The organism is Shewanella sp. 3_MG-2023 (assembly GCF_030548765.1).
GTDB lineage: Bacteria > Pseudomonadota > Gammaproteobacteria > Enterobacterales > Shewanellaceae > Shewanella.
This window is the reverse complement of record NZ_JAUOSH010000001.1, coordinates 1-21702: the sequence shown is the minus strand read 5'-3', so window position 1 is coordinate 21702 and position 21702 is coordinate 1. Positions and strand designations below refer to the sequence as shown.

Below are 21702 nucleotides of genomic sequence, written 5' to 3'. Positions count from 1 at the left end.
ACGTACTGTTGATTAACTCAAAAGGATTCAAATACAGTTTACATTGTCTGAAATAATCTGAACTCTGCCAGAGGCGCTTAAAGAGACTTGTTTTGAATAGTCACTGTCTGTTGCACCTGGACAATAGGTAATTGTTTGAGCGTTAGAACCGCTTACCAAGCCATCCGAATTAAAAGTTATCATTGCTGATGATGATGTCTTTATAAAATCGTCGCTATTAAAACCATCGATATAACGTAAAACATCTGTGTTATTATCTTTAACGCCGTTTTGATCGTCATCAATAAAGATGGCAATACCATCAATCCAATCAGTTGAGCAAGCACTGCCATCTCCAGGGCAAACTGTTACTCTTCTACCAAAGCTTACCGCTTGATTTCGTGCGAACACTAAGGCTGACTCGATAGAGCTTGTGGCTGAGCTGCTTCTGCTACTTTCATAAAGACTTGATAATGAAGGTACAGCAACACCTATCAAAACTCCTGCAACTACAAGAGTGACCATTAGTTCAACTAAAGTGAATCCGTTTTCAAATCCGTTTTTCATTTGATTCATGCATATTTTCCTCTGCAATACTTAATTCAGTATAAGGCAATATGACTTTGAAATCAGTGTTTTTGTAAGCCTAAAGTTCACTTGGAACACATATGAATTTTCTAGTTTTGTTTACACTCAATCTTATTTTTTCGTGAAAACCTTATCCGACCGGATTGATTTACAATGACAGCTTTTGAATATGGACTATCAAAACTTTCTGGGCAATACCTGAATGTACCATTCGTACCTGAGGCTAGACCGTCAGGTTGAAACCTAATGGCTTTTCTATTGTAGTAAACAATATCGTTTGGATTAAAGGCTGGTGCAATATGTAAAATGTGGTCGCCAGTATTGATGATATTTGACTCTCCTCCATCAATGAATATAGTGAAACCTTGTTGCCAGTTGTTAGTACATTGGTTATTTTCGATAGGACAAACAGTTACCCGAGCATTTAGGCTAATGGCATGATTACGGGCCAACTGGATAAGTTGTTGTATAGATCTGATATTGCTTTTACTGCGAGCATGGTTAATCAGATTATTAAGTGATGGAGCTGCCATGGTCGAAATAATTGAAGCAATGGAAACAGCGACCATAACTTCAATTAGGTTAAATCCCTTTAACTGGGTATTCATAAAAATCATCCTTGATTTTTAAGGTTCATTATCTGAGTAGTCGAAAAAGTATAGAAGCTTTTGCTGACTCTGCTAGTTTTAAACTGATTAATACCTACTTTATAAAATAATGAGCAAATTATTCTGGCTTAAAGTAAGATAGTTCAAGTATCCAAACTATTAATAAATAGATTTAAATTTGAGAATGAAAATTTAAATCTATATTTTCCCAAGTGATTAGGAGTGTGTTGATGAAAAAAGTAGAAGCCATTATTAAACCATTTAAACTTGATGATGTGCGAGAGTCACTTGCGGAAATAGGTATAACAGGCATGACGGTTTCTGAAGTGAAAGGCTTTGGGCGTCAAAAAGGTCACACTGAATTATATCGTGGTGCTGAGTATATGGTCGATTTTTTACCGAAAGTAAAAATCGAGCTTGTTATTCAAGATGAGCAATTAGACCAAGCCATTGAGGTTATTGTTGATACTGCTCGTACGGGTAAAATCGGCGATGGAAAAATATTTGTAACCGATATTGAACGTGTTATTCGTATCCGTACTGGCGAAGAAAACGAAGATGCTGTTTAATCTACAATAGATTAAATTAAAAAAGCCTCAATAAATAATTTATTGAGGCTTTTTTATTGGGGATAAATTATAAGCTCACTATTGCCATCATGGTTTGCTTGATGAGTCCCGAATAACCGGCTCAGGCGTAAATACCATCGATTTTTTCTCAGTCGTTTCTTTGCTATTGGCGATTAACAGTTCAGTGGCGACTTTGGCAATTTTCACGTTTGGTTGATGCACTGTGGTTAATTTGGGCCACGTCTGTCGGGAGAAGGGGCTATCCTCAAATCCTACAATGGATAAATCTTTTGGTATATCAAGCCCAGCTAAACGCGCAGCAAATAAAGCCCCTGCAGCTATTTCATCGTTACAGGCGACGATTGCCGTAGGCCGTTTGGTTAAGTTAATCAATTTATTGGCACCTTCTACCCCAGATTCGAAAGAGTATTTACCATCCAAAACCCAGGTGTTATTCACGTTAAGATTATTGTGCTCAAGGGCATCTTTAAACCCTGCTAAACGCTCTTTGGTTGATTCATGCTGCTGATCGCCACTTAAAAATCCAATATCACTATGACCCATATCAATTAAGTGTTGGGTGATTTCTAAAGCGCCATGTTTATCATTGACAAGTACAGTAAGCCCATTTTCTGCATCAGTGCTTTCGCCTGCAATAATTCTTACATAATTAGCATCTATTTCATCAAGTGCTGCAAGTATCTTCGGGTCTTCTGACATTGGCGGGGTGAGCACTAAACCCGATAGCCGAGAGTGTTTGACCATTTTGGTTAGTTCATCACAAATTGTGTCAGAGGTAGCATTACAAGGGTGGATCAACAACTCGTAGCCTTTATCTTGGCAGGCAGAAAGAATACCGTTCTGCATATCAATAATATAATAAGCATTGGGGTTATCATAAATAAAACCAATAACATAGGATTTTGTGCTTGCTAGATTTCTTGCTGCTAAGTTAGGTTGATAATTTAGCTCATTAATTGCTGCATTGACCTTGTCGACCGTGGTTTGTCTGACTGACGATTCGTTATTGGTGACCCGTGAAACGGTTTTAATTGATACGCCAGCATGTTTGGCAACATCATTTATGGTTACTTTCATTATTTGTTAACTCTTAAACTCAGGCGATGAACTTAGCATTGTATTTATATTGATAACAATCATCCCCAAATGAAGGTTATCAATATTGTAGGTAAAAACAAAAGCTAAGCCGATTTAACTCTAATAGTGCGGATTTTTATCGAATTAGGCAATCTCGAATTACTTTTCTGGTTGGATGAGTTCACTTTAAAGTCTATTTGTTCTTAATTTGATACAAACATCGTCAACATTTAAGCGTCTGATTTTTAGTTATTAATTGTGTTTACATCTGTTTTATATAAGCTGGCTTTGCACATTTTGTCTGCAATAAAGTTATTTTGTTGTGGCAAGACTGTTAAATATTGTGTAATGTTTGCTCTAGACATGACAGCGTTGTCATTCCGATTGGAATGGTTATGTATCCAAAAACGATAATAAAGTTATGGAAGGGAAATGAAGATGCGACCTATTAATTTTAAGAAAAATGTTTTAGCAACTAACATTGCTATCCTACTTGGCAGTATGGTTTCAGTTGCTGCGTTTGCAGCAGATGCTGAAACTACAGAAGAAAATATCGAAAAAATTGAAGTAAAAGGCATGCGTGCCTCGATGAAGGCTTCAGTTAATGATAAACGTTTTTCTAACTCTGTTGTTGATGCGGTAACGGCTGAAGATATCGGTAAATTTCCTGATGGTGACGTGGGTGAGTCATTAGGGCGTATACCAGGTGTGGCTGTGAGCCGTCAATTTGGTCAAGGCCAAGGTGTTTCGATTCGTGGTGCTTCTAGCAGCTTGACTCGTACATTATTAAACGGCCATTCAGTTGCATCTACCGGTTGGTACGATCAACAGTCAATTGACAGAAGCTTTAACTACAGTTTACTACCATCAGAAATGGTCGGTGGAATTGAAGTATATAAATCGTCTCAGGCTGATTTACCTGAAGGTGGTGTTGGCGGTACCGTTATCGTTAAAACCCGCAAGCCATTAGATTTAGATGCCAATACTGTATTCCTTAGTGCTAAAGGCGACTACGGTACAATTTCTGAAGAAACAGATCCTGAATTATCAGGCCTATACAGCTGGAAAAATGAAGATGAGAACTTTGGTTTCTTAATTTCTGCAGCTGGCTCAGAAACAACTTATCAACGCAATGGTATTGAGTCATTAATTGGTTGGGGTGATATTGTTCCGACGACTTTTGAACAAGAGCGTGAACGTACTGCTATTAACGGTTCATTCCAATACAGTCCAACAGATAATTTAAATTTCGGTTTAGACATTATGAGTCTGGACATGAAAGCGAACAACGCAAATACCTCATTATTCGTGATGTTCCCAGATGATAAAGACGAAGCGTGTGAACAGCGTAACTCTTTAGGCACTTGTACTTTCTATCGCCGTGATGGTAATGGTGAAAACCCAGGTTGGGCACAAACTTGGGCGCGCCAAGCTAGCATGGACTCAAATACTTACGATTTCAATTTCGATTACGAAAATGACATGTTTAAAGTAGAAGGTCGTGTGGGTAACACCAAGTCTGAAGGTGGTACTGATTTAACTTCTAACTATGGTTTCTGGTTAGGTACCGCTGCTGATTATGCTGGTACTTATGATGCGACTGGTGAAATCATCAAAATAGATGTTGCTAATAAAAACTTCACCGCAGATGACTTTGGTGGTCAATTGTCCCCTGCAGGTTGGGCACTTAAAAAGCAGCCAAACTCAGATGAAGAAACTTACGCACAATTAGACTTTACTATCCCGACTGATTTAGGTGCGATTACCTCATTCAAAACAGGTGTTCGTTATGCAGATCATGATGTTAGCATGTTAACTTTACCTGCAATCGTTAATGCTGATATAGCAGCAAAAGATGCATCAGCATATTACAGTGGTCAAATTTCATCGGGTGCAGGTTATACCTTACCTAAGCCAGATATGGATGCCATGTTACGTGATGCTAAGGCTGCAATTAATGGTTTCTCGACAGAAGGGACCGTATATAAGGCTGGCTACGGCACCATTAACGAAGAAAACCTATCGTTATATTTAATGGCTAATTTTGAGTCAGACGGTATGCGCGGTAACTTCGGCTTACGTTATATATCAACAGATGCATCATCTGATTATTTCGCGCTGCAAGCTGATGGTACTTATGCCGATAACTTAAGCACTAAAGATGCAAGTTATAATGACGTATTGCCAAGTATCAACGTTGCATTTGATGTGGCGCCAGATGTCATTATCCGTACTTCAGCATCACAAGTGATTTCACGTCCTAATTATGCTGATATGTTTGCAGCTTCGGCACTGCAAGGTTACAACGATGACGTTGCAGGTAACCAAGTGGTTAGTACCGGTAATATCGCCCTTGAGCCATTTAAAGCGACTCAAGCTGATTTAGGTGTGGAATGGTATTTCAGTCCTGACGGGTTAATGAGTGCTTCTTACTTTATCAAAGATATCAGCTCTTTTATCACCTCAGAGCAGAAGCTAGATCAAAGTATTGGTATTGTTGATCCTAATTCAGGTGAAGATAACTGGACTGTTTCAACGAAGAAAAATGGTACTGGCGGTCAAATCCAAGGTATAGAGCTGCAAATCCAAGATGGTTTTGACAACGGCTTTGGTTACTCTGCTAACTATACCTTTGCTGATTCTGATGCTGCAGCTGAGAACTACCCTGATCAAGTTAGCGTATTTTCTGACTCTTCTAAGCACACTGTTAACTTAGTTGGTTACTACGAGATGGATGACTTCTCAGCACGTGTTGCTTATAACTGGCGTAGTGAATACATGATGCGTGAGTTACCAGGTTTCTACGGTAACCGTGAACATCAAGACTTCGGTACACTTGATTTAAGTGCTAACTACAATATCACTGATTACTTAGGTATCACATTTGAAGTAGTTAACTTACTTGAAGAAGACAGTGTTCAATTAGGTGTTGCACCTGATGATGCTGACGTTAAGCCTGAGCTAAAAGGTGGTTACCCAGCATGGAGCTTTGAAGGTGAAGCTCGTTATAAGTTAGGTTTAAACTTACGTTTTTAATCTGATTTAGAAGCATAAAAAGCCTAGCACTTGCTAGGCTTTTTGATTTTAACTTTCCACTGGTAAATACGGTTAAAATCCAATTAGCGACTTATCTACAGTTAACAGTTAAGAGGCGTAATATGAAAGTGCAGAAGATTGTTATTATCGGTGGTGGCACAGCTGGTTGGCTTGCTGCAAATCATATTGGTAAAGCGGTGCAATCATTGGCTGATGTGTCCGTTACGTTAATCGAGTCTCCTGATATTCCGCCCATTGGTGTTGGTGAAGGCACTGTACCTGCTATTAGGCAGTCATTACAAAGCTTTGGAATAAGCGAAACCGAGTTTATTCAGCAGTGTGATGTGAGCTTCAAGCAGTCTATCCAATTTCGAAACTGGCTCGATAAAACCAAACATGGCGCAGATAATCGCTACCATCACTTATTTGATGTACCAAGCCCATTAGGCGATGACTTAAGCGCCTTTTGGAACCAAACCGCCACTGAGGATATGGCTTATAGTGCAATGGTTTCACCTCAGCATTATATTTGTGAGGCATTAAAGGCACCTAAATCCATCACCACCCCCGAATACGCTGGCTCGGTGAGTTATGCTTATCATTTAAATGCGGCAAAATTTGCCCAATTATTAGCCACTAACGCCACAAGTAAATATGCCGTTGAGCATATCAAAGCCAATGTGTTAGATGCCGCAATAGATGATGTAGGCAATATCAGCCGCTTAAAAACTGATAAGCTCGGCGAGTTAGCTTTTGATTTTTATATCGACTGCAGTGGCTTTGAGTCCATTTTGTTAGCCAAAAAGCTTAACGTCGGCTTTGTGGATAAATCCCATCAGTTATTGGTGAATAAAGCCATTGTTGCCCAAGTGCCGACAGACATTACTGAAGCGATTGCCCCTTTTACCATTGCCACAGCGCATCAAGCAGGCTGGATTTGGGATATCGCTTTGCCAGAGCGCCGCGGTACTGGTTTTGTGTATTCTGATAACCACATGACAAGCGCACAAGCTGAGCAAAAGTTTAACCGTTATTTGGGCGGAAAACTAAACCAGTTACACCATCGTGAAATCCCCATGAAAGTGGGCTACCGCGAACAGTTTTGGGCAAAAAACTGTGTAGCATTAGGCCTAGCACAAGGCTTTTTAGAGCCAATCGAGGCAACCTCAATACTATTAACTGATTTTGCCGCCGGTTACTTAGCTAAGCGACTACCGCAGACACTGGCGCAAATGCCAGCATTGTCTGAGCGCTTTAATCACACTATAGGTTACGCGTGGGAGCGAGTAGTGGAGTTTGCTAAGTTGCATTATTGCATTTCAGATAGAACTGACAGTGATTTTTGGTTAGATAATCAAAAGCCTGAAACGATACCTGAATCCTTGCAACAAAAATTGCAATTATGGCAGAGCTTTAGCCCGATAACCGATGATCTATTCTCACGCTACGAAGTGTTTAATATTGATAATTACCTGTATGTCTTATACGGGATGCATTATCAAACAAAAAACGTGTCGCTCGAGGCGCAGTACCTTAAAAGTGCCCAGCAGCAGGCCAATAAAATACAGCAAATAGGCCACAAGCTGGCGCTAGACTTACCAGAGCATCGAGCACTGCTTGATAAAATTAACCGTTACGGTTTACAAAAGGTTTAGCTACAGGATTAATAAACTTAGAACCCAGTTGAGTGAAATTTATACTTATAGATGAAAGTTGGCACGATTTAGGTGAAATATCAGCGAATAGCTAGTGGTACTTTATTGCTTGATACGGTAACGTAAGCTGCAGATTAAATGATAGTGGGCTTTATAATAAGTCATCAGCTAAAGATTTTGGGATTTTTTATTTTAATCTACTAGCAAAAGTTTAAAACAAAAGGGATTTGAATCCCTATTTTTATGTATATCATTATTGATTAGAAGCGCCTGAAGGAGCCAAGATGTCTAACCAAATTACGTTACTTGAACACGCAAAGCACGGTGATTTAAAAATTACCGCAACTAATTTTGCACACGTTGCAGATCAACATATTGTTCCAGTAACTTTGCATGAGATTGCTCGTGCAGCTACAGAATACCCAATTGTATTCGTTAAAAACACTGATAGCGGTGAATTCCAAGCTGTTGCTATGTTAGGTCTTAAGCCTGGTCAAAACCTGAGTATTAAAGACGGCAAGTGGCAAGGACTATATATCCCTGCTGTTGTCCGTGACTATCCACTTGGATTAGTACTTAACCCAGAAGTAAAAGACAAAGTATGGATTGGTATTCGCGAATCTGCTGCTGAAGTCAGCAAGACTGAAGGCCAAGCATTATTTGAAGGTGAGCAAGAGTCTGCTTACTTAGAAAACCGCAAAAAAGCCTTAATCGCGCATTTTGAGCAAGATCAAGCAAGCCGCAACATTCTTGGTTTCTTGGCTGAAAAAGAGTTACTAACAACCCAAACATTAACGGTTGATGTAGCGGGTGAGAAGCGCAACATCAATGGCTTATACTTAATTGATGAAGCTAAATTAAATGAATTGTCAGATGAAGATTACTTAGAACTTAGAAAGCGCGGCTTACTAGGTCCTATCTATGGTCATTTAGCATCGTTAAACCAAGTTAACCGTCTAGCACGCACTGAGATCATGGCTAAAGCTTAATCTTATTGTATCGCGCGTATTAAGGCATTATTTCATATATTGAAATAATGCCTTTTTTATTAGTAGCATATTTAGCATAAGATTCTTTTGCTTAAAGCTTTTTACTTCATTCAATCCTTTCTTTACCACTAGATGCCAATATTCTTGGTTATTACTAAGCCAATTAAGCTTAATTTAAGCAATTAAGCCACTGTTATTATTTGTTTTTAATGTCTATTGTTGCAAACCTGTGTCAAAACATAAAAAAAATGTAGAAATCTCGTTCTATATTCGGTAGATTATTGAATGACAGCGTTGTCATTGCTTGTGTGTGAGTCGTTGTTTTAAGGTCGACATGGATAATTTATAGGTCCCTATTATCCATGCCTTAATGCTATTTCGGTCGGGCGAAATAGCATTAATTTATACTTTTAGTCTCTCCCCAGAAACGAGTATAAGCTGGGTACAATTTTTGTTCCCAGCTATTTTTTTGCCGGTTTCTTAGTAAGGATAAAACCTAGCAGTTAACGAGACATAGATATTGAACAGGCTAAATACACTAATAAATTTAATTAATTAAATACTGTTGCCGCTAAAAATTAGCTGCAGTAATTTCGCTAAAATAGGCTAACGTCAGTAGTCAGTCAACGCGCGGCATCTCATCAGATGATCATTTAGGGATAAATTGAGGAATATATGAAAAAGACCATCCTTGCATCAGCATTATTACTATCAATAGGCGTAGTGGGTTGCCAGTATTCTTCAGCTCCTTCTACGTCTGATGATGCTCAATCAGCTAATGGTTCAGATCTGCAACATAAGGCTAATCAAGCCGCTGATAGCGCTTGGACTCAAGCAAGCCTAAAACAATTTGCCGCAGATCTAAAAGTCACTTATCGCATGGTGACCAATGTCCCTGAAGAAAGTTGCTCAGCAACACAGCCTGATGAGCAATGTTTTATCGCTGAAATTGATTTAACCAGTTCAGTTAATATTCCCCATGCCGACTGGGCAATTTATTTCAGTCAAATGCGCCCAGTACAAGCGGTGTTAAATCCGCAGTATAGTATCACTCGAGTACAAGGTGATTTACATAAAATTGCCCCCACCGAGCAATTCACTGGCTTTAGCGCTGGCGTAACCCAACGCATTGGTTTTAGAGGCGAGTTATGGCAATTATCTGAAACTGACCCAATGCCAAACTATTACATTGTGGTGGATGGTTTAGAGCCTGTCGTGATAGCTAGCACTCAATTAAGTATTGATGCAGAAACCGGCATGGAAGTTAGACCCTATGTTGAAGCCTTTACGGATGAAAAAAGGCAATATCGCAGAACCGCAACCGATAACTTAGCGTGGAGCCGTGCTGAGGTGTTATTTGAAGCCAATAATGCCCTTGTAGTTAATCGCGAGGCTGCCATTAATCGCATTATTCCAACGCCGCTCAGTGCTAGCGTTACATCAAGTAATACACCGGTAGATTTGTCTCAAGGTATTGAGGTTAATTACCAGCAAGTTGACTCAGCAGCAGTTGCCGCAGCTTTGTCGAGATTAGCGAGACTTGGGGTTAAGCAATCAGATACAGGCTTGTCGTTAGCGTTTGTTAAAAACAGCAAGGTTACAGCAGACGAGCAAGGGATTGATGGCGCTTATCAGCTCAAGGTGGCCATTGACGGCATTACCATTACCGCCGCCACCGACAGTGGTTTTTCATATGGTCTTTCGTCACTTGCAGCGTTAATCGATACTCGAGAACTCAGTATAAATACTATGGTTGTTGATGATGCACCGCGTTATGATTTTCGTGGTATGCACATTGATGTCGCCCGTAACTTTCATAGTAAACAACTGATATTTGATTTAATCGATCAAATGGCAGCTTATAAGCTCAATAAATTACACCTACATATGGCCGATGATGAAGCATGGCGCTTAGAAATTGATGGCTTACCTGAGCTTACTGATATTGGTAGTAAGCGTTGCCATGATTTAACCGAAAGCACCTGCTTAATTCCCCAGCTGGGCAGTGGCCCTTTTGCTGATGCCAGTGTAAATGGTTTTTATAGCAAAGCCGATTATATAGACATTTTGCAGTATGCCAGCGCCCGCCAAGTAGAGGTTATCCCGTCAATGGATATGCCTGGTCACTCACGTGCTGCGATAAAATCTATGGATGCCCGCTACCGTAAGTTTATGGCAAGTGGCGAAAATAATGCTGCTAATGAGTACTTACTGACAGATGCTAACGACACCACAGTGTATTCATCGGTGCAGTATTATAACGATAACACCCTAAATGTGTGCTTGGAGTCGACCTATCACTTTGTCGATAAAGTCATTGATGAAATTGCTAAATTGCACCAACAAGCAGGCCATCCGCTAAAACGCTACCACATTGGCGCTGATGAAACGGCAGGGGCGTGGAAGCAATCACCACAATGCGTAGACTTTGTTGCTAACAATGACAAAGGGGTTAAATCGATCGATGATTTAGGTGCTTATTTTATTGAGCGCGTCGCCAATATGGTCAGCGCTAAAGGTATTGAACCTGCAGGTTGGAGCGATGGTATGAGCCATACTAATGCAGACAATATGCCGGCTAAATCACAAACCAACATTTGGGATGTGATTTCACACCATGGTTATCAAAGAGCCCACAGCCAAGCCAATTTAGGTTGGGATACTGTGCTTTCAAACCCTGAAGTGTTGTACTTTGATTTCCCCTATGAGGCTGATCCTAAAGAGCATGGTTACTACTGGGCGACCCGAGCGCTAAACAGCCAAAAATTGTTTAGTTTTATGCCAGATAACTTACCTGCGAATGCGGAACAATGGAATGATATCGAAAATAACCCCTTTACCGCCGACGATAGCGTTAAAAAAGATGAGCAAGGTAAGGTGACCTCAGCGCCATTACAACAAGGTAAAGGCTTTAGTGGTATTCAAGGTCAAATCTGGAGTGAAACTATTCGCAGTGATGAAGTCGCTGAATATATGATGTTTCCACGGCTGCTAATGCTAGCTGAAAAAGCTTGGCATAAAGCAAAGTGGGAAGTGCCATATCAGTATCAAGGCGCGGTTTATCATCAAAACTCAGGTTACTTTACTGCTGATATGCGTAAGCAGCAGCAACAGCAATGGAATGACATCGCTAATACCTTAGGCCATAAAGAGCTGGCTAAGTTAGATGTGGCTAACATTGAATATCGGGTGCCAACCGTTGGGGCAAAAATTGAAGCTGGACTGCTTTATGCCAATATTGCCTTTCCAGGGCTTAAGATTGAGTATCGTCAACTCAGTGAAGAGAGTGACAATAACGCTGCTGAAACAGCATCATGGCTTGAATACCAAGCTCCGGTAAAGGTATCAGGTAATATTGAGATAAGAGCTATTTCCGCATCAGGAAAACGCAAAGGGCGCTCGTTGTTTTTATAGCTGGCTTTTATTGCTGTGCAGTTAACTAAATACAAAGGACGTTAATCGAATGGTTAACGTCCTTTTTTAAAAGCAAATCAGCAAAACATCCAAAACTTTCAATTTAATTACCTAGCTAAAATCAATATAAATCAGAGCTTTAATAGTTACTTCGCTGTTTGTTTTATAAACACCACAAAAAGTAAATGACAACGCTGTCATTTGTGGTGTAACATAAAGTTAACTTACAAAAGAGCCTATAAAAATCAGTTATAAAAGGCTTGGGTAATAGAGACAAGAGGGATGTCATGAGCGTTAATCAGCAAAATGAATCACAGCTTTATATCGGAATTGACGGTGGTGGCAGTAAGTGCCGCGCCAGCATATTTTGCCCACAAAAAGGTGTAATTGGCACTGGTGTAGCAGGTAGAGCTAATCCTCTTCACGGACTAGAACAAACTTTTAATTCAATTATCGAATCAACCAAGCTTGCCTTGGCAGATGCAAACTTAGCACCAAGCTACGCTCAGCAGTTAATCGCCGGTGTCGGCCTCGCTGGCGTGAATGTGCCGCGTTTGTTTGACCAAGTGAACAACTGGCAGCACCCGTTTGCCAAAATGTACCTCACCACAGACTTACATACTGCCTGTATTGGCGCCCACAACGGCGATGATGGTGCCGTGATTATTACCGGTACTGGCTCTTGTGGCTTTGCCCATGTAGGCGAGCAAAGTTTATTAATTGGCGGCCATGGCTTTGCATTAGGTGACAAAGGCAGTGGCGCATGGTTAGGCCAAAAAGCCGCTGAGCATGTATTACTGAATTTAGACGGCTTTGCCGCCGACACCGCACTAACACAATTATTACTAGCACACTTTAATGTTGATGATGCCATGGGCATTGTCGAGCATCTTGCCGGACAGTCTTCAAGCACCTACGCCAAATTAGCCCGTATTGTGCTGTTATGCGCCGACAATGGTGATGAGGTTGCCATTGATATTGTGCAACAGGGAGCGGGTTATATTAGTGAAATGGCCAGAAAGTTATTTGTCATTCATCCTAGTCGTTTTTCGATGATTGGCGGCCTAGCAGAGCCATTATTACATTGGTTAGACATTGATGTGGCTAGCAAAGTGGCTGAAGCGCTATCACCACCAGAAATCGGCGCTATCTTGTTTGCGCAGCAACAGTTTGCCGCAGATAACGGCAAGAGTCTGTAACTCGCCAAATTATCTTGAACTCGCTTAAAATTTTCAGTGTCAACGATAAATTCATCGCCATGCACTGCTCAGTAACTTGATACCTCAATGGATCAACTTGAACATAAATTAAGGTTAACTCGATGACAAATACAATTATGGAACGTGAAGCGCGTTCAGCACCGCAGAAAATCGCTGAGCAACTGGCTGCTAATGCTGGCTTAACCAAAGAGCTTGGTGAAAAACTACGTAGTTTTAAGCCAAAGTTTGTGATGATTGTTGGTCGTGGCTCATCAGATCACGCAGGGGTATTTGCTAAATACTTATTTGAAATTGAAGTGGGCATTCCAACTTTTGCTGCAGCGCCATCAGTTGCCAGTGTTTATGGTAAAAGCTTACAACTTGAAGGCGGATTAGTGATTGTTATTTCACAATCAGGCCGTAGCCCAGATATATTGGCTCAAGCGAGAATGGCTAAAGAAGCAGGCGCTTTTTGTGTCGCATTAGTCAACGATGAAACAGCACCAATTAAAGATATTGTCGATGTGGTATTACCGCTTAGAGCGGGTGAAGAAAAAGCCGTCGCAGCGACCAAAAGCTACTTAGCGACTTTATCAGCCATTGTGCAGTTAACTGCTGAGTGGACCCAAAGTGAGTCGTTAGCTGCAGCCGTTGATTCAATGCCTGCTGCATTACAAACAGCCGTTGACGCAGCGCCGCAATTAACCGCCGAGTCTTTAGCAGGGGTTAATAACCTTGTGGTTTTAGGTCGTGGTTTAGGTTATGCGGTAACCAAAGAAATTGCCCTTAAAATGAAAGAGGTTTGCTCTATTCATGCCGAGTCATTCAGTAGCGCTGAGTTTTTACATGGGCCGGTGACTTTAGTTGAAAAGAAACTGGCTATTGTCGATGCCTGCATTAATGATGAGTCTTATGACAGCCATATCGAGCAAATAGAAAACGTAAAACAACGTGGCGCAGACTTGGTGCATTTAAATCAAACATCATCTGAAATACACCCGCGTGTTGCGCCATTAGCATTGCTACAACGTTTTTATATCGATGTAGCCGCCGTCGCTGTTGCCCGTGGTATTGACCCAGATCAGCCAGAAGGTTTGAAAAAAGTCACCCAAACACTATAAGTTTGACTCGACTGTGAGCATTAAGAAGTAAGCAGTTAAAGATTAACGCAATATAAAGAGAACATTATGAGACAAACCCTAATAGCAGACGGTTTTTTTGATGGACAGCAATTTCATCAAGACGCGGTGATCTCTATTGAAGACGGCCACATCATCGCCTTAGATTCAGTATCGAATGCGAAAGAAGTGCGTTTACAAGGCACGTTAGTGCCAGGGTTTGTTGATGTTCAAGTCAATGGCGGCGGCGGGGCACTGTTTAATAGCGCACCAACCCTTGATTGTATTGAGACCATAGGTCGAGCACATGCTCAATTTGGTACGACCGGTTTTCTGCCGACGCTCATTACCGATAAAGTTGAGGTGATGGCGCAAGCCGCTGATGCCGTTGCCGAGGCTATTAAGCTGCAATCTGCAGGCGTGTTAGGGATTCACTTTGAAGGGCCACATTTAAGTGTGCCTAAAAAAGGCGTGCATCCACAATCGTTTATTCGCAGTATTTCAGATGAAGAACTGGCGATATTTTCACGACAAGATCTTGGTATAAAAGTGGTCACTTTAGCCCCTGAAAATGTCTCAGTTGAGGTGATAAAAACCTTAATCGCTAACGACGTAAAGGTGTGCTTAGGTCACTCAAATGCCGATTATGACACTGTGCTGGCGGCGTTAAATGCTGGCGCTAACGGTTTTACACATTTGTTTAATGCCATGTCAGGCTTTGGCTCTCGTGAGCCGGGCATGGTGGGCGCAGCGCTAGAAAGTGATGCAGCATGGTGCGGATTGATTGTCGATGGCCACCATGTTCACAGTGCGACTGCAAAAGTTGCCCTTAAAGCTAAGCCCCAAGGCAAAATCATGTTAGTAACCGATGCTATGCCACCGGTGGGACTGGATGATGATGCCAGCTTTGAACTGTTTGGCACCGAGGTCATACGTCAAGGTGATAGGCTCAATGCCAAATCAGGTGAGCTAGCAGGTTGCGTACTTGATATGGTTGGCGCAGTTAACAATACGGTTAGCATGCTTGGCCTCAGTTATGAAGAAGCCCTTAGAATGGCATCGTTATATCCAGCGCAGTATCTACAGCAAGCTAAGCTTGGCACCATAGCCGTAGGTCAGCGCGCAGACTTAGTGTTGTTAGCTGCTAATGCAAACGATAACTCGCGTTATCAAGTTAACCAAACCTATATTAATGGCGATGTGGTTTTTAGCCGATGCGATAAAGGCTAATGTATGTCGACTAAAACCGCTTTGAAGCCAAGATTAATGTCATTGGACGCCCTGCGCGGTTTTGACATGTTTTGGATCCTTGGCGGTGAGGGCCTATTTGCTGGATTATTTATATTAACCGGCTGGGCTGGGTGGAATTGGTTTGACGGCCAAATGCATCACAGTCAATGGCATGGATTTACCTTTTATGATGTTATATTCCCGCTGTTTATTTTCCTCTCCGGTGTGGCTTTAGGCCTGTCACCAAAACGCTTAGATAAACTACCAATGCAGCAGCGGCTGCCCTTGTATCGTCATGCTATAAAGCGCCTTGGTTTACTGATTTTTTTAGGGGTACTTTATAATCATGGTTGGGGCGTTGGTATGCCTGCAGATCCCGACAGTGTGCGTTATGCCAGTGTGTTGGCACGTATTGGTTTTGCATGGTTTATAGGCGCGATGTTGGTGTGGCATACCAGCCTTAGAACCCAAATTATTGTCGCCATTAGTCTATTAATTGGCTATGGGCTTATTCAGTTATATCTTCCTTATCCCGATCTCACGCTATATTCTGGGCTAGTTCAAAACCCAGAATTAGCTCAAGCAGCTGTTAATCAAACAAGCCAAACCTTTGCCCGCTTTAGCGCCGAAAATAGTATTAACGCTTACGTGGATTCAATACTGCTACCTGGTAGCGCATATCAAAATAGAGCCGTAGATCCTGAAGGGGTGCTATCCACACTGCCTGCGGTGGTAAATGGCTTAATCGGTGTGTTTGTCGGTCACTATATTGTTAAAGCCAAGCCGCCCTTATGGGGGCTTAGGGGTGAATGGCTAAAAGTCTTGAGTATGGTGATTATTGGTGCGGCGTTATTGTCATTAGGCTGGCTATTAGACTTGATTATTCCGGTCAATAAAGACTTATGGACCAGCAGTTTTGTGTTGGTAACCAGTGGTTGGAGTATTATCTTACTCGCCATTTTTTACGCCATTATCGATGTACTTAAATGGCACAAATGGGCCTTTGTTTTTGTGGTGATTGGCACTAATGCCATCATCATCTATATCGCATCTAGTGTGGTTAATTGGCAATACTTAGCCAATAGTTTATTGGGCGGCTTTATTCGCGCCACCCCAGCAGACTGGCAACCATTACTCTTTGTACTGAGCTTACTGACAGTGCAATGGCTAATTTTATTGTGGCTTTATCAACGTAAAATTTTTATTCGCATCTAATGATTGTTTATTGAGCTGTTTCTAAGAGCGGCCTCTGAGAGCTGTTTATTAGAACTGTCACTATGGACTGTCACTAAGAACTGCATGCAAGATTTATTTTGGGGCTTGTGGTGTGATCAATGATGTTTAGTTGCTAATGAAATGACAGCGTTGTCTTTGCTGTGTTTATGTTTTAACATGAAATGCACAACGATTATGATCTGCAGCAACATTGCTAGGTCAAATTGTTGATAAAAACTCAATAATAATAAGACTCATATGGGGCACTAGTAGGAAGTCAGTGCTGAAATATCAATGATAATAAGAAGCAGGGTTTATGGAAACAACAATGAATAATAGTCAGCAAAAAAGCAGCATAGTGCCCATGGCCATTGTGGCAATACTCTTTTTCGTATTAGGGTTTGCGACTTGGCTTAATGGTTCGTTAATGCCATATCTAAAGCAAATCCTTCAGTTAAGCCCTTTTCAAGCGTCACTAATTCTATTCTCTTTTTATATTGCAGTAACTTTTACCGCACTACCTTCAGCTTGGGTCATCCGTAAAGTGGGCTATAAAAACGGTATGGCGCTGGGTATGGGCGTGATGATGGTGGCGGGTTTACTCTTTATTCCAGCCGCTAAAACCCAAGTGTTTGCTTTGTTCTTACTCGCGCAACTGGTTATGGGCACCGGACAAACATTATTACAAACCGCTGTTAACCCTTATGTGGTTCGCTTAGGCCCTGAAGAGTCTGCTGCAGCACGCGTTAGTGTTATGGGGATTTTGAATAAAGGCGCGGGTGTTATTGCTCCTATGGTGTTTACCGCATTAATCCTTGATAGCTTTAAAGATCGCGTCGGCACCACCCTAAGTCAGGTTCAAATTGATGAAATGGCTAACAGCTTAATTCTGCCGTATTTAGGCATGGCAATCTTCATTGGTATTTTAGCCTATGCTGTTAAGAAATCACCGCTACCAGAGCTTGAACAAGACGAAGCAGAAGAGGGCACCAGTAAAGGTCAAATTAAACAGGCACTAGCAAAACCCAACTTAGCCCTTGGGGTGGTGGCCTTGTTTGTTTATGTGGCTGTTGAGGTAATCGCTGGTGATACTATTGGTACGTATGCACTCACCTTAGGGGTTGAAAACTATGGGGTGATGACCTCATACACCATGATATGCATGGTAGTGGGTTACACCTTAGGGATTATTTGTATTCCACGGTTTATATCTCAGCCTAATGCGCTACTTATTAGCGCCATACTTGGGGTGGTGTTGTCCTTTGGTATTGTATTTGGTGATAGCAGCTCAACGGCTATTTCTGACACTGTATTGGTGCCATTTGGCGGCGCACAACTGCCAGATACCTTACTGTTAATTGCCTTTTTAGGCTTGGCTAACGCAATTGTTTGGCCAGCAGTTTGGCCGTTAGCCTTATCTGGTATGGGTAAACTAACCAGCACAGGTTCAGCACTACTCATCATGGGTATTGCTGGTGGCGCATTTGGCCCAGTATTCTGGGGCTTAACCAGCTCAGCAACCTCCCTTGGCATGCAAGGCGGCTACTTAGTGATGATCCCATGTTATCTATTCATTTTATTTTATGCCGTTAAAGGCCATAAGATGAAAAGCTGGAAATAATCCTGTTACTCCCCTTCAGGATTATCAAGAGAGCCAATAGGCTCTCTTTTTTTATGCCCAAATCTAGACTGCCATTTTGAACAAATCAAGGTCATGGTGCTTCGCCCAGATCAGATTTAAACCGTCAGTTTCCTTTGTGTATTTCCAAACTCCGTTTGGATTAACATTGTGTCTTTCCACACTCACGCTTGCCCTCAATTTATTTTGCATGTGAAAAATCAAAGTCGTGGTGCTTCGCCCACACCAGACCAAAAGGGGAAAAGCGCTTGTTCCCCTTTTGGATATCCCTCAGCGCCCCTAACGAAAAATGCTGAAAAGCGCATAATTTTCGATGGGGATTGATCCAGCTTTGGACTTCGTTTGTAGACCGCTTCGGTCATTGTCGAAAAGCCCTCACGCTTCCGATAGGCCGTCCGTGGCCTAACGAAAGCTAGCTTGACATCCATGCCAAGCTCACGGTCTTTTCTCGATGACCTCAATTCATATTGAGTCGGAGGCAAATAGATTTTCTGCTTTTTAGCTTTTTTATTCCCACGAATAAAGTTAAATCGAAGAGATAATAATCCCGGTGTAGATGCAGCAGCGAGCTTCTGACCGCCAAGGATGGTGGGAATGTCATTATTTGTCTGGAACAAATTTGACCAAAACATGGCGAAGTTTCACAGTGTGAAACGCTCTGAGCGAGAGGCAAGGATGCCGAACTGGCCGTTTAACATGGATGTTATTTGTTTTGGCAGAGCTTACATGGACCTTTTGATTTATATAAAGAGTGCAGCGTCTCGCAGTTGTATCTGCACAAAAGGTCGCTCTTTCACATCTGACCCATAGGGATTTGGGAAATGTCATGATGATGTCGGGAACATCATTGACCATGTGATCGCGACATTTGTATATCCTATACATCACCTGCGGCAGGCAATGGATTAAATTGAAGTAATGGACTACCGTAACGGATCCAATATAAATGAAGTATAAAGTTGGTGGTCGTAAAACATTTTGCCCCAAAATGAGTTGGTGCTAGCAATGGGATAATCAGCATAACCTTACTTTTTCTAATCGATTATGACCGCCTTACTTGTCGTCCAAATGACTGGTTGCCTATACAGGTATAACTGATTTTCTCCAAATTGAGATAATTCTGGCGCCAAAGGATGCGTAAAATGAGCTTTTTACGCATCGATAATTTTGTAACATTCTAGAAAACCCATACATATCAGTCTACTGCGAAATTTTTTAAAGTGTTGTATAGACCTCGTAAACAAAGATGTATTCTTTTTCCGGCAGTATTTTGAGCATTATTTACGTATTCGCGAAAATATTCGATTTACAACAAGGACTTAGCGATGGTACCTTTGAAGTTTGAATTGAGCAGCCTGGAACATTATTGTGCTGCTATTGAATAAGCTGTTATACAACTTTTTACTCGCCAGTGAGCAAGGCGATATATAACTTTATATTTAGGAATACAAATGAGTAAATACGTAGAAGAACTTCAATGTGAGTTGGATGAAGAGTTAAATATCGAAGATGAAGCTGTTGAAGAGGAAGAAGAGGCTATAACTAGATATGACATTACTTCCTATGGGATTGATTTTGATGTAGAAGGGTTGGTTAAAAGAGTTAACCGTGGTGATATATTTATCCCTCCATTTCAAAGAAACTTTGTATGGAAATTACCAGAATCTTCGCGCTTAATTGAATCATTATTACTGGGTTTACCTGTTCCTGGTATTTTCTTAGCTCAAGAGCCAGATACAGGCAAAATGTTAGTGATCGATGGTCAGCAAAGATTGTTATCTTTATTGTATTTTTTTAAAGGAGTTTTTAATCCTATAGAAGGTGAAAAAAGGCAGAGAGTTTTTAGGCTTTCTAAGGTTCAACCACAATATGATGGAAAATCCTATGAAGAGCTTGACTCTAAGGACCGAATTAATTTAGAGAATTGTGTTATTCATGCAACTGTAGTGAAACAGGATGCCCCTGCTGACAACGACACTAGTATATATCATATTTTTGAGCGCCTAAATTCTGGCGGGAGAAAGTTACAACCTCAAGAAATAAGAACCGCTGTTTACCACGGTTGCTTCATTGATGCTATAAATCACTTAAATGATCACCCGTCATGGAGAGAAATATACGGAAAAGTGAATGAGAGAATGAAGGATCAAGAGTTAATTATTCGTTATTTTGCAATGTTAGAGGGATATTCTTCATATGAAGCACCAATGAAAGATTTCTTAAACCGATTTGTAAAACGCCATAAAGAAGATAAAAATTCAAGATTAGAAGAATATTCCAACTATTTCATACAATGTTGCGATATATTTTTGGAATCAATTGCAACAAGACCATTTAGAAAAACCTTAGCTATTAATGTTGCATTATACGAAGCAGCTATGGTTGGATTAACAGAAAAAATAAAACGAGACGGTTCCCCAAGTCCTCAATTCGTAGCAGATAAATATAAAGAATTAACTGAAAATGAAGAATTTTTAGAAGCAATATCGCAATCAACAGGTAATAAAGCAGGTGTTCTCAAAAGAATAGATATTGCGAAAGATATCTTTCTGAGAGGTTAAGTGATGGATAACACTGAGCTTAAGAGGCAGTACGCAAAGTTAACAAAACTTATCGATGATACAGAGAAGTCGACTTTAGGAAATTTAGAGTTGCAGGGGCATTGGGGGAAATACTTATGCGTTTTAACTTCGGGTTTTTTAGAAAATGCTATCAGTGCTGTATATATTGACTTTGTATCAAAAGCTTCATCCCCCCATGTTTCTCGATATACATTAAAACATCTTGAGGGGATTGCAAACCCCAAAGCTCAAAGGTTTGTTAATGTAGCGAACCAATTCAAAAAAGAGTGGGGTACAGAGCTGGAAGAGTACTTTAAAAATAATCCAGATAAAAAAGAGGCAATTGATTCAATCATGACTAATCGACATTTAGTTGCCCATGGAAAGGCTACAAGCATCTCCGTTCATCGAGTTAGAGAATATTTAGATAAAAGCATAGAAGTTATTAGGTATATAGAAAAACAGTGTGCGAATAAGCACGTTGTATAATCGGGTAGCCGGAGGTATCTAACCTCCAGCCCCCACACCACCCTGCATGCGGCTCCGCACAGGGCGGTTCATTTAGAACACCTAACTTACTTTCTGGTTAGCCTATTTATTACAATAATGAACTGCGATCCATCCATCTCTTAGTGAATATAATCCTGCTTTCTTCAGATACTCATTACTCAGAGCTTGCTGTATCCCTGGTGTTTTAGAGCTACGCCAAGGGCCTTTACTTGTGATCCCACAACCAACGGCCACTTGAATTTTGACGCCACGTTTAAGTAGGTTTTGCACCTTAGTCCGTGGTTTTCGCCACTG

16 protein-coding genes and 1 pseudogene are annotated in these 21702 nt (G+C 41.1%); 12 read left to right on the top strand and 5 right to left on the bottom strand.

Annotation, left to right across the window (positions count from 1 at the left end; genetic code table 11):
* Positions 1 to 27: 27 nt before the first annotated feature.
* A complete protein-coding gene (locus Q4591_RS00085) occupies positions 28 to 555 on the bottom strand; it encodes a GspH/FimT family pseudopilin (RefSeq protein ID WP_229367725.1) in 528 nt (175 codons plus the stop codon).
* Between the two features lie 101 nt (positions 556 to 656).
* On the bottom strand, positions 657 to 1175 hold the full coding sequence (locus tag Q4591_RS00080; RefSeq protein ID WP_303458775.1) for a GspH/FimT family pseudopilin: 519 nt from the start codon (positions 1173 to 1175) through the stop codon (positions 657 to 659).
* Between the two features lie 230 nt (positions 1176 to 1405).
* On the opposite strand from Q4591_RS00080, the gene Q4591_RS00075 reads away from it, so the two are divergent.
* Positions 1406 to 1744 carry a P-II family nitrogen regulator gene (locus Q4591_RS00075; protein WP_102475633.1) on the top strand — a complete coding sequence of 113 codons (339 nt, stop codon included), beginning with the start codon at positions 1406 to 1408 and terminating at the stop codon, positions 1742 to 1744.
* An 87-nt stretch (positions 1745 to 1831) separates the two neighbouring features.
* Here the strand turns inward: Q4591_RS00075 and Q4591_RS00070 are convergent, their stop codons facing one another.
* A complete protein-coding gene (locus tag Q4591_RS00070; RefSeq protein ID WP_102475634.1) occupies positions 1832 to 2842 on the bottom strand; it encodes a LacI family DNA-binding transcriptional regulator in 1011 nt (336 codons plus the stop codon).
* 438 nt (positions 2843 to 3280) lie between these two features.
* Between Q4591_RS00070 and Q4591_RS00065 the strand changes: the two genes are divergently transcribed.
* The 9 genes from Q4591_RS00065 (at position 3281) to nagP (ending at position 18319) form a co-directional block, all read left to right on the top strand.
* Positions 3281 to 5878, top strand: a complete 2598-nt coding sequence (locus Q4591_RS00065) for a TonB-dependent receptor (protein WP_102439280.1) — start codon at positions 3281 to 3283, stop codon at positions 5876 to 5878.
* 122 nt (positions 5879 to 6000) lie between these two features.
* Complete coding sequence (locus Q4591_RS00060; RefSeq protein ID WP_102439191.1) at positions 6001 to 7533, top strand: tryptophan halogenase family protein; 1533 nt, start codon at positions 6001 to 6003, stop codon at positions 7531 to 7533.
* A 284-nt stretch (positions 7534 to 7817) separates the two neighbouring features.
* The gene (locus tag Q4591_RS00055) at positions 7818 to 8522 is read left to right on the top strand and encodes a SapC family protein (protein WP_102439190.1); all 705 of its coding nucleotides are present in this window, start codon (positions 7818 to 7820) and stop codon (positions 8520 to 8522) included.
* Positions 8523 to 9197: 675 nt separating this feature from the next.
* Positions 9198 to 11936, top strand: a complete 2739-nt coding sequence (locus tag Q4591_RS00050) for a family 20 glycosylhydrolase (RefSeq protein ID WP_303458773.1) — start codon at positions 9198 to 9200, stop codon at positions 11934 to 11936.
* A gap of 287 nt (positions 11937 to 12223) precedes the next feature.
* Positions 12224 to 13135, top strand: a complete 912-nt coding sequence (nagK, locus tag Q4591_RS00045; RefSeq protein ID WP_303458771.1) for an N-acetylglucosamine kinase — start codon at positions 12224 to 12226, stop codon at positions 13133 to 13135.
* A 122-nt stretch (positions 13136 to 13257) separates the two neighbouring features.
* Positions 13258 to 14256 (top strand): glucosamine-6-phosphate deaminase NagB-II, encoded by a 999-nt coding sequence (gene nagB-II / locus Q4591_RS00040; protein ID WP_303458769.1) that lies wholly within the window; start codon positions 13258 to 13260, stop codon positions 14254 to 14256.
* Positions 14257 to 14322: 66 nt separating this feature from the next.
* A complete protein-coding gene (gene nagA / locus Q4591_RS00035; protein WP_102532169.1) occupies positions 14323 to 15483 on the top strand; it encodes an N-acetylglucosamine-6-phosphate deacetylase in 1161 nt (386 codons plus the stop codon).
* A gap of 3 nt (positions 15484 to 15486) precedes the next feature.
* Positions 15487 to 16698, top strand: a complete 1212-nt coding sequence (locus Q4591_RS00030; RefSeq protein WP_303458766.1) for an acyltransferase family protein — start codon at positions 15487 to 15489, stop codon at positions 16696 to 16698.
* Between the two features lie 316 nt (positions 16699 to 17014).
* Positions 17015 to 18319 carry an N-acetylglucosamine MFS transporter NagP gene (gene nagP / locus Q4591_RS00025; RefSeq protein WP_102439184.1) on the top strand — a complete coding sequence of 435 codons (1305 nt, stop codon included), beginning with the start codon at positions 17015 to 17017 and terminating at the stop codon, positions 18317 to 18319.
* Between the two features lie 218 nt (positions 18320 to 18537).
* Here nagP and Q4591_RS00020 read toward each other — a convergent pair whose 3' ends face one another.
* Positions 18538 to 18969, bottom strand: a complete 432-nt coding sequence (locus tag Q4591_RS00020; RefSeq protein WP_303458764.1) for a hypothetical protein — start codon at positions 18967 to 18969, stop codon at positions 18538 to 18540.
* An 819-nt stretch (positions 18970 to 19788) separates the two neighbouring features.
* Between Q4591_RS00020 and Q4591_RS00015 the strand changes: the two genes are divergently transcribed.
* Together Q4591_RS00015 and Q4591_RS00010 are read left to right on the top strand one after the other, a co-directional pair.
* Positions 19789 to 20898 (top strand): DUF262 domain-containing protein, encoded by a 1110-nt coding sequence (locus Q4591_RS00015; RefSeq protein ID WP_303458761.1) that lies wholly within the window; start codon positions 19789 to 19791, stop codon positions 20896 to 20898.
* A 3-nt stretch (positions 20899 to 20901) separates the two neighbouring features.
* Complete coding sequence (locus Q4591_RS00010; protein ID WP_303458758.1) at positions 20902 to 21387, top strand: HEPN domain-containing protein; 486 nt, start codon at positions 20902 to 20904, stop codon at positions 21385 to 21387.
* A 102-nt stretch (positions 21388 to 21489) separates the two neighbouring features.
* On the opposite strand, the pseudogene Q4591_RS00005 reads toward Q4591_RS00010, so the two are convergent.
* Positions 21490 to 21702: pseudogene (locus Q4591_RS00005) on the bottom strand (group II intron reverse transcriptase/maturase); the annotation flags it as partial.

Coding starts and splice junctions, on each gene's coding strand:
- Q4591_RS00085 (WP_229367725.1), bottom strand. CDS start 555: ATGAATCAAATGAAAAACGGATTTGAAAACGGATTCACTTTAGTTGAA.
- Q4591_RS00080 (WP_303458775.1), bottom strand. CDS start 1,175: ATGAATACCCAGTTAAAGGGATTTAACCTAATTGAAGTTATGGTCGCT.
- Q4591_RS00075 (WP_102475633.1), top strand. CDS start 1,406: ATGAAAAAAGTAGAAGCCATTATTAAACCATTTAAACTTGATGATGTG.
- Q4591_RS00070 (WP_102475634.1), bottom strand. CDS start 2,842: ATGAAAGTAACCATAAATGATGTTGCCAAACATGCTGGCGTATCAATT.
- Q4591_RS00065 (WP_102439280.1), top strand. CDS start 3,281: ATGCGACCTATTAATTTTAAGAAAAATGTTTTAGCAACTAACATTGCT.
- Q4591_RS00060 (WP_102439191.1), top strand. CDS start 6,001: ATGAAAGTGCAGAAGATTGTTATTATCGGTGGTGGCACAGCTGGTTGG.
- Q4591_RS00055 (WP_102439190.1), top strand. CDS start 7,818: ATGTCTAACCAAATTACGTTACTTGAACACGCAAAGCACGGTGATTTA.
- Q4591_RS00050 (WP_303458773.1), top strand. CDS start 9,198: ATGAAAAAGACCATCCTTGCATCAGCATTATTACTATCAATAGGCGTA.
- nagK (WP_303458771.1), top strand. CDS start 12,224: ATGAGCGTTAATCAGCAAAATGAATCACAGCTTTATATCGGAATTGAC.
- nagB-II (WP_303458769.1), top strand. CDS start 13,258: ATGACAAATACAATTATGGAACGTGAAGCGCGTTCAGCACCGCAGAAA.
- nagA (WP_102532169.1), top strand. CDS start 14,323: ATGAGACAAACCCTAATAGCAGACGGTTTTTTTGATGGACAGCAATTT.
- Q4591_RS00030 (WP_303458766.1), top strand. CDS start 15,487: ATGTCGACTAAAACCGCTTTGAAGCCAAGATTAATGTCATTGGACGCC.
- nagP (WP_102439184.1), top strand. CDS start 17,015: ATGGAAACAACAATGAATAATAGTCAGCAAAAAAGCAGCATAGTGCCC.
- Q4591_RS00020 (WP_303458764.1), bottom strand. CDS start 18,969: ATGTTTTGGTCAAATTTGTTCCAGACAAATAATGACATTCCCACCATC.
- Q4591_RS00015 (WP_303458761.1), top strand. CDS start 19,789: ATGAGTAAATACGTAGAAGAACTTCAATGTGAGTTGGATGAAGAGTTA.
- Q4591_RS00010 (WP_303458758.1), top strand. CDS start 20,902: ATGGATAACACTGAGCTTAAGAGGCAGTACGCAAAGTTAACAAAACTT.